Annotated in this window: 13 protein-coding genes; 5 read left to right on the top strand and 8 right to left on the bottom strand. The window is 61.9% G+C overall.

Going from position 1 to position 17,138, the window contains the following annotated elements; all coding sequences use genetic code 11:
• Window positions 1–301 precede the first annotated feature (301 nt).
• The 5 genes from H6B31_RS01670 to H6B31_RS01650 all read left to right on the top strand — a co-directional run bounded on the left by H6B31_RS01670 (window position 302) and on the right by H6B31_RS01650 (window position 5,484).
• A complete protein-coding gene (locus tag H6B31_RS01670) occupies window positions 302–913 on the top strand; it encodes a TetR-like C-terminal domain-containing protein (protein ID WP_204896912.1) in 612 nt (203 codons plus the stop codon).
• A 122-nt stretch (window positions 914–1,035) separates the two neighbouring features.
• A complete protein-coding gene (locus tag H6B31_RS01665; RefSeq protein WP_204896911.1) occupies window positions 1,036–1,872 on the top strand; it encodes a glycosyltransferase family 8 protein in 837 nt (278 codons plus the stop codon).
• Between the two features lie 78 nt (window positions 1,873–1,950).
• Window positions 1,951–2,856, top strand: a complete 906-nt coding sequence (locus H6B31_RS01660) for a LysR substrate-binding domain-containing protein (protein WP_204896910.1) — start codon at window positions 1,951–1,953, stop codon at window positions 2,854–2,856.
• A 51-nt stretch (window positions 2,857–2,907) separates the two neighbouring features.
• Window positions 2,908–4,845: a BMP family ABC transporter substrate-binding protein gene (locus H6B31_RS01655; protein WP_204896909.1), complete on the top strand. Its 1,938-nt coding sequence runs from the start codon at window positions 2,908–2,910 to the stop codon at window positions 4,843–4,845.
• A 48-nt stretch (window positions 4,846–4,893) separates the two neighbouring features.
• Window positions 4,894–5,484, top strand: a complete 591-nt coding sequence (locus H6B31_RS01650) for a metallophosphoesterase family protein (protein ID WP_204896908.1) — start codon at window positions 4,894–4,896, stop codon at window positions 5,482–5,484.
• A gap of 81 nt (window positions 5,485–5,565) precedes the next feature.
• On the opposite strand, the gene galT is transcribed toward H6B31_RS01650, so the two are convergent.
• From galT to H6B31_RS01610, 8 genes are all read right to left on the bottom strand, one after another.
• On the bottom strand, window positions 5,566–7,062 hold the full coding sequence (galT, locus tag H6B31_RS01645) for a UDP-glucose--hexose-1-phosphate uridylyltransferase (RefSeq protein ID WP_204896907.1): 1,497 nt from the start codon (window positions 7,060–7,062) through the stop codon (window positions 5,566–5,568).
• A 2-nt stretch (window positions 7,063–7,064) separates the two neighbouring features.
• Window positions 7,065–8,057, bottom strand: coding sequence for a UDP-glucose 4-epimerase GalE (gene galE, locus H6B31_RS01640; protein WP_204896906.1), 993 nt, complete (start codon window positions 8,055–8,057; stop codon window positions 7,065–7,067).
• A gap of 37 nt (window positions 8,058–8,094) precedes the next feature.
• Window positions 8,095–9,387, bottom strand: a complete 1,293-nt coding sequence (locus H6B31_RS01635) for a galactokinase (protein WP_243418794.1) — start codon at window positions 9,385–9,387, stop codon at window positions 8,095–8,097.
• A 216-nt stretch (window positions 9,388–9,603) separates the two neighbouring features.
• Complete coding sequence (locus H6B31_RS01630; protein ID WP_204896905.1) at window positions 9,604–11,259, bottom strand: ABC transporter permease subunit; 1,656 nt, start codon at window positions 11,257–11,259, stop codon at window positions 9,604–9,606.
• A 15-nt stretch (window positions 11,260–11,274) separates the two neighbouring features.
• Window positions 11,275–12,783 (bottom strand): sugar ABC transporter ATP-binding protein, encoded by a 1,509-nt coding sequence (locus tag H6B31_RS01625; protein WP_204896904.1) that lies wholly within the window; start codon window positions 12,781–12,783, stop codon window positions 11,275–11,277.
• A 198-nt stretch (window positions 12,784–12,981) separates the two neighbouring features.
• Window positions 12,982–14,274 (bottom strand): substrate-binding domain-containing protein, encoded by a 1,293-nt coding sequence (locus tag H6B31_RS01620; RefSeq protein WP_204896903.1) that lies wholly within the window; start codon window positions 14,272–14,274, stop codon window positions 12,982–12,984.
• Between the two features lie 175 nt (window positions 14,275–14,449).
• Entirely contained in the window at window positions 14,450–15,427 is a 978-nt protein-coding gene (locus H6B31_RS01615) for a substrate-binding domain-containing protein (RefSeq protein ID WP_204896902.1), read from the bottom strand.
• Complete coding sequence (locus H6B31_RS01610; protein ID WP_204896901.1) at window positions 15,414–17,132, bottom strand: histidine kinase; 1,719 nt, start codon at window positions 17,130–17,132, stop codon at window positions 15,414–15,416. The genes H6B31_RS01615 and H6B31_RS01610 overlap by 14 nt, the downstream gene beginning before the upstream one ends.
• Window positions 17,133–17,138 lie beyond the last annotated feature (6 nt).

Below are 17,138 nucleotides of genomic sequence, written 5' to 3'. Positions count from 1 at the left end.
CTGATTCCTCCTGGACATTGCGGATGGCCGCTGGGGAGCGCTGGCCAAGCTGAAAGAGCCCGCCGCAAGCGGTTTGCGGCGGGTCAGGGACGCCCGTCCCGCTGTGGTTTCGGCTGGGCGGGGCTCTCTCCGTCTTTCAGCCGAGCTGTCCCCATTTTCTTTCAGTATATGAGATGGACGCGGCAAATACAAGATGCAGAATATGGTCAAGTGTCAGAAATCTGACACTTGACCTGTTTTTGAATCTGTGCTAAATTTGAATGGAAAGAGAGAGCCCAAGGGACAGGTACGGGAGGCAGGCATGAAAAAACGGACCTATTTGGCGAGCGATACCGCCAAGCGGGAGATCTGCGCCGCCCTCAAGGGACTGATGGCGCAAAAGCCGCTGACCAAGATCAGCGTAACCGAGATTATGCGCGCCTGCGGCATGGCCAGGCAGCACTTCTACTACCATTTTGAAGACATCTACGACGCGGTGCGGTGGATGTTCGAGGAGGAGGCCGTGGCCCTGCTGCGGGAACACGAAGGCGTCACCCTGTGGCAGGACGGCCTGCTCCAGCTGTTCCAATATCTCCAGAAAAACCGGGCGGTCTGTCTGTGTGCCCTCCACTCCATGAGCCGCGAGCACCTGAAGGACTTTTTCCGGACTGATCTCCAGGCCATCATCCAGAACACCATCCGGGAGATTGCCGCGGAGCTGCGGTACCCCGCCGACGAGCGGGAGGTCACACTGCTGACCAAGGTCTATGTGGGGGCGCTGGCCGGCATGATGGAGGACTGGCTGCTGGGGGAGATCCAGGAGAGCCCGGAGGCCCTGATTCAATTTGTGGATCAGCTGCTGAAGGACCATGTCCGGGGCGCCGCCCTCCGGCTGACGGGGGAGGGCCTGAACTCCAAATTGCCTGGAGGTTGACGTTTATGCTCCGGAAACAGCCTCTGTGCCATTTCTCCCAGCGCTTTGTCTGCCGCCCAATACAGCCTGTACCCCATCCCCAGCGCCTCCCGTGCGGTGGGATCTGAAAGGAGAATCTTTTCATGGACACCATTTCCATTTTAGCCGCATTGGACGAGCACTACCTGCCTCAGCTCCACGTGCTGCTCACCTCCCTGCGCCTGAACAACCCCGGAGAGCACATGGACCTGTATCTGCTTCAGAGCGCCGTCTCTCCGGAGGGTCTGGCCGGAGTGGAACGGCAGTGCGCCGCCTTCGGCTATGGATTTTTCCCGGTGCTGGTGGATGACGCCCTGTTCCAGGGCGCCCCAGTCAGCCGCCAGTACCCCAAGGAGATGTACTACCGGCTGCTGGCCTCCCGCCTGCTGCCGGACACGCTGGACCGGGTGCTCTATCTGGACCCGGACATTCTGGTGCTCAACCCCCTGCGCCCCCTGTGGGAGACCGACCTGGCGGGCAATCTGTTCGCGGCCGCCGCCCATACGGGAAAGACAGAGCTGGCCAACAGCGTCAACCGGATGCGCCTCAACAGCGGAAGTGACTACTACAACTCCGGCGTGCTGCTGATGGACCTGGCCGCCGCCCGCAGGGAGATCGACCCGGAGGAGATCTTCCGCTATGTGGCCGAACACAAAAAGGAGCTGCTGCTCCCCGACCAGGATCTGCTCAACGCCCTGTACGGCCGGCGCATCCTGCCCCTGGACGACGCCCTTTGGAACTACGACGCCCGCAACTACAACAACTACCGGCTGCGCAGCGCCGGGACCCACGACCTGCCCTGGGTGATGCAGCACACCGCCATCCTCCACTTCTGCGGAAAGGCCAAGCCGTGGAAACCCGGCTACGTCTACCGCTTCGGTGTGCTCTACCACCACTACGCCCAGCTGACCCGGAGGGCCTGCCGGGCCGCAGGCGGCTGAGGGTGCGGACCGCATTCTGTTTCGGTTGAATTTCATGAACTCCTGTGGTATCCTCATAGAGAAAAGGGGGTGTTCCGTGTGGAGATCCGCGTGCTGAACTATTTTCTCATGGTCGCTCGAGAGGAAAATATTACTAAGGCAGCCACCCTTTTGCACCTGACTCAGCCCACTCTGTCCCGGCAGATGATTCAGCTGGAGGAGGAACTGGGCGTCAAACTGTTCCATCGGAGCAAGCACCGCATCGTCCTTACTCAGGAGGGCATGCTCCTGCGCCGCCGGGCGGAGGAGATCATATCCCTGGCCAACAAGACAAAGGAGGATCTGCACCACAGGCAGAAACAGCTCTCGGGTACTATCGCCGTCGGCAGCGGGGAGCTGCGCAGCTCCCGGTTCCTGACTCAGCTGATCACCGCCTTTCAGCGGGAGCATCCCCTGGTCTATTTCACCATCTACAGCGGAAACGCGGACAACATCAAAGAGCGCATTGAGCGTGGTCTTTTGGACGTGGGTCTTCTGCAGGAGCCGGTGGACATCACCAAATACAGCTTCGTCCGCACGCCGGTCCGGGAGCAGTGGGGCGTCCTGATCCGGGAGGACTCGAAGCTGGCCGCTAAGGATCGGGTCTATCCGGCGGATCTGGCCGCCGTTCCGCTGATCATGCCGGGGCGGGAAATCGTCCAGAACGAACTGCTCAACTGGTTCGGCCCATACGCCGAGGGACTGCGCATCACAGCCAGCGGAAACCTGCTCTACAACCTGGCCTCCCTGGCCCGTGACAGCGGAAGCGGAGTTCTTACCCTGAACTTGGACTGCACCTACGAGGGGCTCCGCTTTATTCCTCTGTCCCCCAGCATGGAGTCCAACACAGTTCTGGTGTGGAAAAAGGCACAGCCTTTCTCCGCCGCCGCAGCCGCCTTTCTCGACTACTCTAAAACCTACATATCCCTCGCAGCACAGCCTGAGGTCCCGCGTTCCCCCCACTAACTGTCCCTTTCAATCTGCCGATCACTTCTATCGCTGGAAAGGAATGACGCTATGCCCTCTGAGTATTACCGTGACGCTCTGAAGCGGGCGCAGAAGGAATTTCGCTCCTGCACCGCCAAGGGGGAGTACCCCTATCTCCCGGTTCTGGACGAATTTGTCTCACAAGAGGATCTGCTGCGGACGGTGGATCTGGGCACCATCCAGGTGCCGCTGGAGTTTGTGGTGGGCACCCAGACGGACGGGCGGACCCAGGCCTTCGCCCGGAACTTCATGCCGCTGATGGAAGAGGAGTCGGAATTTGCCTTCAAGTGGAAAAAACTGTGCCAGTCCCAACTGGAGGAGGGCATCCGGGACCCCATCTCCGCCTATGAGTACCTGAACCGCTACTATGTGACGGAGGGGAACAAGCGGGTCAGCGTCCTCAAGTATTTTGAGGCGGACAGCATCTATGCCCATGTGACCCGCATCCTGCCCAAGCGGACGGATACCCGGGAGTCCGAGCTGTACTATGAGCTGATTGACTTCTGCCGGTGCAGCCGGATCAACTTCATTGAGTTCTCCAAGCCGGGCAGCTACATCCGCCTCCAGGAGCTGGTGGGCAAGCGGGTGGGCGACTCCTGGACCGACGAGGAGCGCAGCGGCTTCTCCACCGCCTACTACTACTTCCGCCGGGCCTATGAGGACAACGGCGGCCGGCGGCTCACCTCCACGGTGGGGGACGCCATGCTGGCCTACATGGAGATCTACGGCTACCCCAGCCTCCGGGGCGTCAGCGGTGAGGAGATCCGGCGGGCAGTGGCCCGGGCCTGGGAAGAGATCACCCTCCAGCAGGAGGAAGAGCCCATCGACGTGAAGCTGACCCCCGAGGAGGAGCCCCGAAAGCGGGACCTGCTCTCCAAGATGCTCCCAAAAGCGGCCCCAAAGCCCCTAAAGGTGGCCTTTCTCCACGACAAGGCGCCGGAGACCTCCGGATGGACCTATGGGCATGAGCTGGGCCGCCGGCACCTGGAGGCGGTGTTTCCCGGACAGGTGGAGACCTGCGCCTACTGCAATGCTCTGGACGGCGATCCCCTGGTAGTAATGGAACAGGCCATCCGGGAGGGGTGTCAGGTGCTCTTCACCACCTCCCCCCGTCTCCTCCCCTCCAGCCTGCGGGCGGCAGTGGACCACCCGGAGGCGCTCATCCTGAACTGCTCGCTGAACACCTCCCACCGCTACATCCGCACCTACTACGCCCGGATGTACGAGGTAAAGTTCATCAGCGGCGCCATCGCGGGGGCGCTGGCCGGCGGAGACAGCATCGGCTATGTGGGGGACTACCCCATTTTCGGCCAGGTGGCCTCCATCAACGCCTTCGCTCTGGGGGTCCAGCTGACCAATCCCCGCACCCGGGTCTATCTGGAGTGGTCCTCCGTGTCCAGCGGGGAGTCGGCGGTCCAGCGTCTGACCGACCGGGGCATCCGCCTCATCTCCGCCCAGGACCTCACCAAGCTGGGAGGCTGGAAGGACAGCAGCTTCGGTCTCTCTCTGGTGGGGGAGGACGGCCAGGTAAACCTGGCCATGCCGGTCTGGCGGTGGGGTGTGTACTACGAGGAGCTGCTGCGGCGCATCCGAAACAAATCCTTCCAGTCGGAGTACCAGGAGAGCCGGAAGGCCCTGAACTACTACTGGGGCATGTCCGCCGGCGTGGTGGAGCTGTGCTGCTCGGATAAGCTGCCGGACAGCGCCCAGAAGCTGGCCGCCATCCTCCGGGACGGCATCTGCAGCGGGAACTGCCACCCCTTCCGCGGCCCCCTGTACGCACAGGGCGGCCGGCAGATCATTGGAGCGTCCGACACCTTGAGCACAGAGGACATTATCAACATGGACTGGCTGGTGGACAACATCGTGGGCTCCATCCCCACCTATGATGAGCTGAGCGAGGCCGCCAAGGCCACGGTGGGCATTGTGGGGGTCCCCTCCACCAAGGAAAAACAGACTGACACTTAACACCGGATGGGGGAACGCCGCCCGCTGTCTGGACAGGAGGGCGGATACATGAGAGTATTGGCTGTCGCGGACAAGGAGTCCGCCTATTACTACGACTACTACACCCCGGGCAAGCTGAGCGAGTTCGACCTGATTCTGGCCTGCGGGGATCTGCGGCGGGAGTATCTGGAATTTCTCGCCACCCTGGCCCGCTGCCCGGTGGTATACGTCCGGGGCAACCACAACGACAGCTTTCTGGATTCGCCGCCCGAGGGCTGCATCTGTGCGGAGGACCGCATTGTGGTCTGCGGGGGCGTGCGGATTCTGGGGCTGGGCGGCTCCCACCGCTATCAGAACGGCCGCAATATGTACACCGAGGGGCAGATGAGCCGCCGCATCCGAAAAATGCAGTTCCAGCTGTGGAAAAACAAGGGGTTCGATATCCTGCTCACCCACGCCCCCGCCCGGCACATCAACGACTTTGACACCCTCTCCCACCAGGGATTTCAGTGCTTCGTGGGGCTTCTGGACCGGTACCAGCCCAAGTACTTCGTCCACGGCCACATCCACCGAAATTACGGGGTCAACATCCCCCAGTGGACGGTGCGGGGGACAACCAACATCATCAATGCCTACGACTACTGCAAATTTGACTACTGACGAAATAACATGCAAAAAACACCCCGGCTTCGGCGGACCGCCGAAGCCGGGATGTTCTCTTTTCTCTTGGAGCTCAGCCGTTTACACCTGCTGGATAAAGCGCAGGAAAGCCGCCTGTCCCTCTGGGGTACGCTTATAGACGCCGGCACACTCCAGCACCTGGGCAAAGACCAGGCCGGTCTCCTTGCGCACGATGTCCATGGCGTTGTCCGCCGTGAAGGTGTAGTTGGGTGCAAAGCCCTCCGCCCAGTCGGCGTGAGCCGCCATCAGGGGGTCCTCCCGCAGATCGCCGCCGGAGACCAGCTTGTCCGCCACTGCGGCCAGCTCCGCCTTCAGGCGGGCGGGGAGGACGGCCAGACCCATCACCTCGATGAGGCCGATGTTCTCCTTTTTGATGTGGTGGAGCTCCGCGTGGGGGTGGTAGAGGCCCAGAGGGTGCTCCGGCGTGGTCAGGTTGTTGCGCAGCACCAGGTCCAGCTCATAGTCCTCCCCCCGCCGGCGGGCGATGGGGGTGATGGTGTTGTGGGGCTCTCCGTCGGTCTCAGCCAAAATCATGGCACTCTCGTCGGTATAGCCCCGCCAGGAGGTGAGGATGCGGTCGGCCAGGTCCACCAGCCGGTCCGGCTGGGGGGCGGTGAGGCGGATGACCGACATGGGCCACTTGACGATGCCCGCCCGGACGTCCTCATACCCCGGGAAGGAGATAGCCGTCTCCACCGGGGCCTTCTCCATGGCGAAGGTGTACCGCCCGCCCTGGAAGTGGTCGTGGGCCAGGATGGAACCGCCCACGATGGGCAGGTCCGCGTTGGAGCCCACAAAGTAGTGGGGGAACTGCCCCACAAAGTCCAGTAGCTTGGCAAAGCAGGCCCGGTCGATCTTCATGGGCACGTGCTCCCGGTTCAGGCAGATGCAGTGCTCGTTGTAGTACACATAGGGGGAGTACTGCAAAAACCAGGGGGATCCGTTGATGGTGATGGGCACGATGCGGTGGTTCTGACGGGCAGGGTGGTTCACCCGACCGGCGTAGCCCTCGTTCTCGGCGCACAGCTGGCACCGGGGGTAGTTGGAGGCGGGCAGGTTCCGGGCGGCGGCGATGGCCTTGGGGTCCTTCTCCGGCTTGGACAGGTTGATGGTGATGTCCAGCTCCCCGTACTGGGTGTCCGTCTTCCACTGCACGTCCTTGGCAATGCGGTCCCGGCGGATATAGTTGGTGTCCTGGCTGAACTGATAGTACCAGTCGGTGGCCTTCTTCGGGTCCTGCTCCCGCAGGGACTGGAACTTCCCGATGACCTGGGCGGGCCGGGGGGTGAGCGCCCCCATCAGCTTGGTGTCAAACAGGTCCCGGTAGACGATGGAGTTCTCCTTGAGCACCCCGCGGGCATAGGCGTCGTCCAGCAGGGCATCCAGCACCTGGGGCAGCTCCTCCGCGCCACAGGAGACTCCCTCCGGCAGGGTGCAGCCGTCCAGCTCCAGGGCCTCCAGCAGGGCATTCACCGCCCAGATCTTCTCCTCCGGCTGGATCAGCTCCTTGTCCAGGGCGTAGGAGATCAGCTTGGCAATGGCCTGATCCCGTTCCATGTTCATCCCTCCTCAAAGCCGTGGGGGTGGCTCTTGTGCCAGGCCCAGGCGGAGGCCACGATGGTGTTCAGGTCGTTGTACTTGGGCTTCCAGCCCAGCACCTGGATGGCCTTCTCGGAGGAGGCGATGAGCTGGGCCGGGTCGCCCGCCCGGCGGGGGGCGATCTTGGCCGGGATGGGGTGGCCGGTGACCGCCCGAGCTACGTCCACCACTTCCTTCACCGTGAAGCCCACGCCGTTGCCCAGGTTGAACACGTTGTTGTCCCCGCCATTGAGCAGGTAGTCCAGGGCCAGGATGTGGGCCTGGGCCAGGTCGGTGACGTGGATATAGTCCCGGATGCAGGTGCCGTCCTTGGTGGGGTAGTCGTCGCCGAAGATGGACACCGCCTCCCGCTGTCCCAGGGGCACCTGGAGGATGATGGGGATGAGGTGGGTCTCCGGGTTGTGGGCCTCGCCGATGGCCCCGGAGGGGTGGGCGCCGCAGGCGTTGAAGTACCGCAGAGCCACATACCGAAGACCGTGGGCCTTGGACACCCAGCCCATCATGTGCTCCATGGCCAGCTTGGTCTGGCCGTAGCAGTTGGTGGGGACGGTCTTGTCGTCCTCCAGGATGGGCACCCGTTCGGGCTCGCCGTAGGTGGCGGCGGTGGAGGAGAAGACAATCTTATCCACCCCGTGCTCCACCATGGACCTCAGGAGCACCATGGTGCCGTGGAGGTTGTTGTCGTAATACTTCAAAGGGTCGGACATGGACTCCCCCACCTGGGAGGAGGCGGCGAAGTGGATCACGCCCTCGATGTGCTCCGCCTGGAACAGGGTGTCCAGGGCGCCCTTGTCCCGGATGTCCAGCTGATAGAATTTCGCCTTGGGGTGGACGGCGGCCCGGAATCCGGTCTGAAGGTTGTCGGCCACCACCACCTCGCGGCCCGCGTCGATGAGTTCATATACCGTGTGGGAGCCGATGTAGCCGGCTCCGCCCAATACTAAGATCGCCATAGTTCTATGCGCTCCTTTCTTCGATTCCGATCGAAAATCAGCCCCAGAGGACGGTGCCGCCCACGGGGCGGATACTCAGCACGTGGCAGCTGCCCGCGCCCAGCGCGCTCTCCACCTGGGATTTGAAGGACTCCAGCAGGTCCAGGGGGACAAAGGCCTGGATGGTGCCGGCGAAGCCGCCGCCGTGCACCCGGCAGGCGCCCCGGCCGTTCAGGGCCCGCTCGGCCACCGTCAGGGCCACGGCCATGGCTTGCTCCCGGACCGCCCCGGTGGGGGTGATGTCCTGGAGCAGCTCCCAGGAGGAGCGGCCCGACTGCTCCACCAGGGTCAGGAAGGCCTCCATGTTTCCCTGTTCCAGGGCGTCGGCCTCCTGCTCCGCGCGCCGGTCATCGGCAAAGAAGTGGAGGGCCCGGAGGACCGCCCGGTCTCCCGCCGCCTCCCGCAGCTGGGGCAGATGGCTCAGCACCTGGGCCTCGTCCACCTCCCGCAGCACGTTTTTGCCGAAGAAGGCGGCCACCGACCGCATCTCCTTGGGGATGGAGTCGTACTCGCCGGTGAGGGCGGCGTGGCTGGCCCCCGAGTCCACGATGCACAGTGCGTAGCCCAGGGCGTTCAGGTCCACCGCCACCGACCGCACCACCGGGTCGGCCGGGTCGGCGAAGTTGATGGCCACGGCCCCTCCCACGGAGGAGGCGGTCTGGTCCATGAGGCCGCTCTGTTTGCCGAAGTAGAGGTTCTCCGCCTTCTGGCCCATCTGGGCGATCTCCACCGCAGTCAGCTCATCCCGGCAGAACAGGTGGTTTTCGATGACGCCCAGCAGCACCTCGCAGGCCGCCGAGGAGGACAGGCCGGAGCCAGGCAGCACGTCGGAGAGGGCGTAGGCGTCAAAGCCCGCCACAGGGTAGCCCCGCCGGGCGGCCTGGGCAGCCATCCCCCGCACCAGGGCGGCGGTGGACTCCTTCTCCTCCTCCCTGGGGTCCAGGGTGTCCAGCTCCACCTCCACCAGGGGCCAGCCCTCCGACTGGAAGCGGATGGTGTTGGTGCCGTTGGGGGCGGCGCAGGCCGAAAAATCCAGGTTCACCGCCGCGGCCAGCACCCTGCCGTGCTGGTGGTCGGTGTGGTTGCCGCAGATCTCCGTGCGGCCCGGTGCGGAACACAGCGTCACAGGGGTGTCTTCCCCCCCGCCGAAGGTCCGCTGAAAACCGTCCAGCAGCTGGGATACCCGCTGCCGGCCGGGCGCGGGGTCCCCGCACATCAGGCGGGCCAGAGCCTCGTCCAGCTCGCCGGCCGCCAGCGCAGTGCGTACTTCGCCCAAATTATGCATGGTCATCCGAACTCCTTTTTCTCTCCGGGCGGCCGGTCTGTTGATTCCGTCCGGCCCGGTCTTCTGTCTTTTTATCATAGCACAGCCCGCCTGCTTTTCCAAGCATTCTATGGGGCCTTCTGACGCGGCGCCGCCCCGGCCGGAGAGCCGGGGAAAAGCCGCCGCAAAGCAGACGGATTCCTATGTCTGCCTTGCAGCGGCTTTCTGCACAAATGAGAAGAATTACTTCTTCTGGACGTACTTGAGGCAGTCCAGCGTGACAGCCACAAGGATGATGATGCCGGAGAACACGAACTGCAGGTTGGTGTCAATGCCCAGCACGGTCAGGGAGTAGGTCAGAGCGGTAAAGATAAACACGCCCACGACCACGCCCGAAATCTTACCGATGCCGCCGGTGAAGGAGATACCGCCCACCACGCAGGCGGCGATGGCGTCCATCTCCCAGCCCTGACCGTAAGCGGCGGAGCCGGAACCCACCATGCGGATACACTCCAGCCAGGAGCCAAAGCCGTACAGGATGCCGGCCAGCACGAAGGCGCCCACGGTGACCCAGAACACGGAGATACCGGAGACCGACGCGGCCTCAGGGTTGCCGCCCACGGCGAACAGGTTCTTGCCGAAGGTGGTCTTGTTCCAGATGAACCAAACCACGACCACCGCGGCCACAGCCCACAGAATGATGGTGGGGAAGCCGTTGAACCGGGGAATGATCATGCCGGGGATGCTGGGATCAATGGCGCCGAAGGACACGCCCTTGGTGGAGTAGGTCACCAGGCCGAAGATGACCAGCATATTGGCCATGGTGGAGATAAAGGGGTGCATTTTAAACTTGGCCGTAAAGAATCCGGCGATGGTGGTAAACACGGTGCACAGAACGATACACACCACCAGGGCCAGAAGGACCCGCACCAGCACCGGCATGGTGCTGAAGTCGAAGATGTGTCCAAAGACGCCGCCGGTGTTGGGTCCCTGGTGCATCACGATGGTGGCGGCGGTCATGCCCATGCCCACCATACGGCCGATGGACAGGTCGGTACCGGCCAGCAGGATCAGGCCGGCCACGCCCAGAGCCAGGAACATTCTGGGGGACGCCTGCTGGAGAATGTTCAGGACGTTGTTCATCGTCAGCAGCTGAGTGCCGCCCTTGAGGATGGGGGTGGCAATACAAAGGCCGATGAAGATGATAATGATGGCGATATACAGGCCGTTCTTCAGCAGGAAGTCCCGGCGGTTGAAGGTGTACTTGTAGTTCTCCCAGCGCTGGGCCACAGTCTCAGCAAAGGTGAACTTGGACATGCGCAGCATGTCGATCAGGTGGTACTTGTGATCAAAGGCGGCATGCTGGCGGTCCTTGATCTCCTGGAGGTCCTTGTTCAGGTCCATCTTCGCGTCAAACAGGCGGTTCTTATAGACGTACTTCTCGTCCTTGATCTCCTGCTGGTCGCTGAGCTTGGCCATGGTCTCCTGGTGCTCCTTGTTGAGCTGGGCCACGGCGGCCTGGTACTTCTCCTGAGCCTGGACCTTTTCCGCCTTTCCGCTCTCCACCACGGCCTGGTAGTACTCGCCGAAGTGGCTGTTCAGATAGCTCTCCGCCTCGGCGATAAGCTTGTCCACCTCGCCCTTGTTCTGGCTCTCCACGGCCTTGGCCTTCTCCAGCTCGGCCTTCAGCTGGGCCAGCTTGGCCTCTTTCTCCTGCTGGGTGTAGATGCGGTCGCGCTTCAGACTGTCCATGCTGCTCTGGATCTCGACCACCTGGTCGGTACCGTCCTTGCGCAGGGCGTCAATCTTTGCTTGGATGCCGCCGACATACTCGTCGATCGGCTGGCGGAGCTGCTGTTCCTGTTCCGCCGTGAGAATCTTTGTGTTTTCCGTTGCCATATGCAATTTCTCCCATTATAGGTATTTTGCACTCAGTCGCAAAAGTTCTTCCTGATCGGTCTCCTTGGTGTTCACAATCCCGGAGAGGCGTCCGTTGGACATGACGCCGATGCGGTTGGTGATACCCAGGATCTCGGGCATCTCAGAGGAGACGACGATGATCGTCTTGCCCTGCTTTGCCATCTGAATGATCAGCTCATAGATCTCATACTTGGCGCCCACGTCGATGCCGCGGGTGGGCTCGTCCATCATAAAGACCTGGGGCTCCCGCTCCAGCCATTTGCCGAAGATGACCTTCTGCTGGTTGCCGCCGGACAGGCTGGTGATCATGTCGTCCGGCCCCATGCACTTGGTGTGCATGATCTTGATCTCCTTGTTGGTGGCCTTCACCATCTTGGAGTCGGACAGGGCCAGGCCCGTCTTGTACTGCTCCAGACTGGCGATGGTGGTGTTGAAGGTCAGGTCACATTTGAGGAACAGGCCGTTGGCCTTGCGCTCCTCAGTGATCAGGGCGAAGCCATGCTCGATGGCCTCCTTGGCGTTGTTGAAGTTCATCAGCCGGTTTTTAAAGTAGACGCGGCCCGCGGCTCGGGTGCGCACGCCGAAGATGGTCTCCAGCAGCTCGGTCCGTCCAGCGCCCACCAGGCCGTACAGGCCGAAGATCTCGCCCTCTCTCACGTCGAAGGAGATGTCCTGAAGATGGGGGGCGTATTTGGTGGAGAGGTGCTGGACAGAGAAAATGGTGTCGCCAGGTGTGTTGTCCACCGGAGGGAAGCGGCTCTCCAGGGAGCGGCCCACCATGGCGGTAATCAGCTCGTTCATGTTGGTGTCCTTGGCGGCCTTTGTCATGACCAGATTGCCGTCCCGCAGGACCGAGATCTCGTCGCAGATCTCAAAGATCTCATCCATCTTGTGGGAGATGTAGATCAGAGCGATGCCCTGCTCCTTCAGCATCCGCATCATTTCAAAGAGCTTGTCCACCTCCTGGACTGTCAGAGAGGAGGTGGGCTCGTCCAGGACGATTACTTGGGAATTGTAGGAGATTGCCTTGGCGATCTCGCACATCTGCCGCTGGGAAACGGACATGTTCCGCATCGGCTGGGTCAGGTTCACGGTCATACCGAGCTTACGGAACAGCTCGGAGGCCTTCTTTTTCATGCCACCTTCATCCACGACCCCCATGGAATTGGTGGGGTAACGTCCAAGGAACAGGTTGTCGATGACGTTCCGCTCCAGGCACTGGTTCAGCTCCTGGTGGACCATGGCGATCCCGTTTTCCAGGGCGTCTTTCGGACCGGAAAAGCTGATTTCCTTTCCGTTCAAATAGATCTTTCCCTCGTCCTTCTGGTAGGTGCCGAACAGGCACTTCATCATGGTAGACTTACCGGCGCCGTTTTCGCCCATCAGTCCCATGACCGTTCCACGCTTTACGTCCAGGTTGATATGGTCAAGCACCCGGTTGCGGCCGAAAGACTTGCACATACCGCGAATCGACAGGACGATATCGTCTTTCGTATCTGCCATTCTCGTTACTCCCGTTTATGTAGTAGTAGTTTCCGTAAAAAGTCCGATTCTGCCGGATCTTTCCCTCAAAAAAGCGCTATTAGGGAGAATTCCTTCTGCCGAAGGGAGATCTATTTCTCCCGAACGAAGAATTCCTTCTCCCTAATAGCGTGTCATATTACCTGATTCAGCCGCCGGTAAAACCGGCCGCGGGTCCGATTACTGGCTCAGCAGAGCGGTGTAGGAGGCCGCGTTGTCGGTCTTCACCATGTTGATAGCGAAGGCGTCATAGGCGCTGGGGTTGCTCAGGCGGTTGGTGATGTTGGCCTCGGTCTGGCCGTCGCCGGCGATGTACTCCACGTTCAGGTTCAGCAGATCGTCATACTTCTGCAGCAGGGGCTGATAGGTGGAGCCCAGGAAGTTGTCGGCGGAATTGTAGATGTTCAGCCACACGTTCTTGGTGGGGTGAGCCTCGGCGTCCAGCTGGTTGGACACGGGGGCGTAGGTCACGGTGGAGTCCAGGAAGTCCTCATAGTTCTCCGCGGTGACGGCCACGTTCAGAGCGTAGTAGGAGCGGGAGGCCTCATCGTAGCGGTACACGTCCTCGCTGAGCACGTTGCCCGCGTCATCGGCGGTGCCGATACCGGTGTCGATGTCCACGCCGTCCAGAGCGTTGCGCAGCACGCGCAGGGTCAGGTAGGCCTGCACGTCGGCGTGCTGGCTGATGGTACCGCCGTAGCCGTTGGCGATGGCGGCCACGGCGTCGGAGTTGGCGTCATAGCCGAAGGTGGGCACGCCCTGAGCCTGGGACCAGCCGTTGAACATGGCCATGCCCATGCCGTCGTTGTTGGAGACCACAACGTCGATCTGATCGCCGAAGGAGGCGGACCAAGTGGTGATGGCGTTGCCGGCGGTGGCGGCGTCCCAAGTGGCGCCGGCGGAGTTCTTCATCTCCTGAGAGGCCAGCTCACGGACAGTGTAGGTGGTGCCGCCCACATCAATGGTGCCGTCCTGCACGATGGTGGAGGAGCCGTCGGTGTTGGTGCCCACGGGGTTGGAATCGATGGCGCCGTTGGCGTCAACGCCGGTGCCCAGAGCGGAGCGGACGCCGCGGGTACGGGCGATGGAGTCGTTGTGGCCGATGTCGCCGATGGCCAGGACGTAGCCGATGATGCCGTCGCCGTTGCGGTCGATGGTGTCAATGTTGTCGGTGATGTACTTCAGGACCATCTCGCCCTGCAGCTCGGCGCCCTGGTTGGCGTCGAAGCCCACGTAGTAGGTGTTGTCGTTGAAGGACAGGGCGTTCATGTCCAGCTCGCCGGTGGAGCTGTTGGAGGGCTGGCGGTTGAACCAGACCAGGGGCTTGTCCTTGTTGGCGACCTCGGTGGTAGAGGTGGAACCGGAGTTAGAGCCGGAAGTGGAACCGGCACTGGAGGTTCCTCCGCCATTGCCGCAGGCAGCCAGGCCCAGGGCCATAGCGGCGGCCAGGGTCAGTGCAAGAGCTTTTTTCATAGCAATTCTCCTTTTCTCATGTTTTAAATAGAGCACAAAAACTCTATTTAAGATAAGTTTATAGTAGAGGAAAATGCACAAAAAAGCAAGGGAAAAAACCACTGAAAAAAAGTTAAAATTTTATCCAGGGCAAATAATATGCAAAAAATTTTCACTTCATTTTTGTGGAAAACGTCTAATCCAGGTGCTCTTCAAAGGAAAACAGGGCCTTCTGGCTGTCCAATGTGAACAAGTTGTCCCGATCCACGACCCGGGTGGAGGTATCTACCGTCTCATCCAGAGCCCCGCCCTGCCCAGCAAGCAGCTGATAGGCGCTCTCCACCCCCAGATAGCCCATGGCGTAGGGGTTCTGCACCACAAGGGCGTCCACACACCCGTCCTGCAGCCCGTCCACGGTGACCACATTGGAGTCAAACCCCACAAAAAACACATCCTCTGAGCGGCCCAGCGCTTTCACGGCCTGGGCCGCGCCCACGCTGGTGGGCTCATTCAGGGCCAGCAGCACGTTGATCTCCGGGTGTTCGGTCAGGAGGGCGGCGGTATCCGCCTGGGCCCGGCCGGCCTCCGTCAGGGTGTTGACCACCGCGGTGATCTCCGCCCGGCCGCTGGCAGCGAAGGCGTCGGACGCTCCCCGCTCCCGCTCCTGCCCGTTGGCGGTGCTCACGTCGTAATTGACCACCCCCACATACAGGGGGCCGGATACCCGATCCAGAACGGCGTCGGCCGCCATCTGTCCGGCGGCGTAGTTGTCGGTGCCGATGTAGGTGCTCACCTGGTCGGAGTCCACGCTGCTGTCGATGGTTACGATCTGGAGCCCGGCCTGGGCGGCGGCGTCAATGGCAGCAGCATTTTCTTCCTGGTCAATGGCGGAAAACACAATGGCCTCCGCCCCGGCCCGCACCGCCTCCGCGATCAGCCGGTTCTGGGTCTCGTAGTCCTCCTCCGTCTCCGGACCGGCGATGCTCAGCTCTAAATTGTACTCCGCGGCCGCGGCCTCCGCCCCGGCAAAGACGGAGCGGAAAAATTCCGACTGGGTGGATTTGACCACCAGGGCCACCGAGTGCCGCTGGGACGCGTCCTGCTCCCCGCCGCAGCCGCACAGAAGGGCGAGGGCCAGCGCCCCCCACAGAACGGCACGCCTATTTCGCCTCATATTCTCCCTCCCTCACCTTGGGCATCCGGATCTCCACACAGGTGCCCACATCCAGTTCGCTGGTGATGTTCAGACCATAGGGCGCTCCGAAATAGATCCGAAGCCGGTCGTTTACATTCCGAATGCCGATGCCGGTGCGGTCCTCCGGGTCCTGCTCCAAAATGGCGTCCACCTGCTCCTGGCTCATACCCACGCCGTTGTCCCGTACCCGGAACAGGATGTCTTCCCCGTCCTGGAGCACCTCCACCTGGATGCGCCCCTCCTCCACCAGAAGATCCAGGCCGTGGTTGATGGAATTTTCAATGATGGGCTGCAGGGTGATTTTGTTGCAGTAGTAATCCAGGCACCCCGGGTCCACGTCAAATTCATAGGTGAACTGGTTTTTGTAGCGGTACTTCTGGATCTGGAGATAGCTCTCGGCGTGCTCGATCTCCTTGGCGATGGGGATGAGCTCGTGGCCGCGGCTGATGCTGATGCGGAACAGCCGTGCCAGGGCGTGCACCATATTCACCGCGTCGGCGTTCCGCCCCCGCTCGCACATCCAGGCGATGGAGTCCAGGGTATTATACAGAAAATGGGGGTTGATCTGGGCTTGGAGGGCCTTCAGCTCAGTCTTGCGCAGATTGATCTCCTCCTGCCGCACAGTGGACATAAGCTGCTGAATCCGCAGCACCATGTGTCCAAAGGACTGGGAGAGCTCCCGCACCTCCCGGGTGCCCCCCACCGGGCGGTAGGAAAAGTGGTCGGCGTCCCGCTCAAAGCGCTCCATGGCGGAGGCCAGCCCCCACAGGGGACGGCTCAGCATCCGGGACAGAATCCAGCTGGTCAGCAGGGCAGCCGCCAGCACCAGACCCGCCAGGCCGGCGGAGATCCCGATCATCTCCCGCACGCTGCGGTTGACCAGTTCGTCCACAAAGCTGACGCCCACCACCCGCCAACTGCTGTCCTCCACGCTGGTGACGGCATAGATCACGGTATCCTCCACATAGGTGCCGTCCTCCAGGGCGGCCAGGGCCGCGGTGTCCTCCGACTTCAGCCCCGCATACAGCAGCTGCTGCTGGGGGTGGTACATAATGTTCCCCATGCGGTCCATTAAAAAGCAGTAGCCCCGCTGGCCGATGCCAACATTGTTGATGTGGTTGGAGATATTGGAGAAGCTCAGATCCAGGGACACCCAGGCGGCCTCGCCCCCCTGTTCCAGCGATGCGGTCATGGTGACCACCCAGGGGTAGTAGCTCTCAAAGATGGTCTCCACATGGGGGGTGCTCATATAGGGGCCGTCGGAGGCTCGGGCCGTATCCAAGTCAAAGGAGAGATTTTGGAAGATCTCCTTCCGGGGTTCCCGGCCCAGGGACCAGCACTCCACCAGCTCCCCCGCCTCCGAGTAGCTGGTAACGGCCACCACGTCGGGCCGGAACTGTAAAAAGGCGGACAGCAGCTCATCCCGGCTCTGCTGCGGCTCCGACATGGAACGCACCACAAGTTCCATAGCCTGGTCCATGTCCCGCAGGTAGTTTCCCACCGTGCTGGACACCTGGGAGACCGTCTGGGCGCTGCCGGTCCGGGCGCTCTGCACCATAGCGCTGCGGTAGCGGTCCAGGAACAGCACAATGCAGCAGCACAGAATAATGGCCACTACCCCTACCACCATAGCGACCAGAATGGTGGTCGTCCGGGGCCCCGGCCGGGAAATATCCCTCTTCACGCCGCC

The sequence above is a fragment of the Pseudoflavonifractor capillosus genome (genome assembly GCF_016899775.1).
Lineage (GTDB): Bacteria > Bacillota > Clostridia > Oscillospirales > Oscillospiraceae > Lawsonibacter.
Note: the sequence above shows the minus strand (reverse complement) of the source record. Positions and strands in the feature narration are given on the sequence as shown.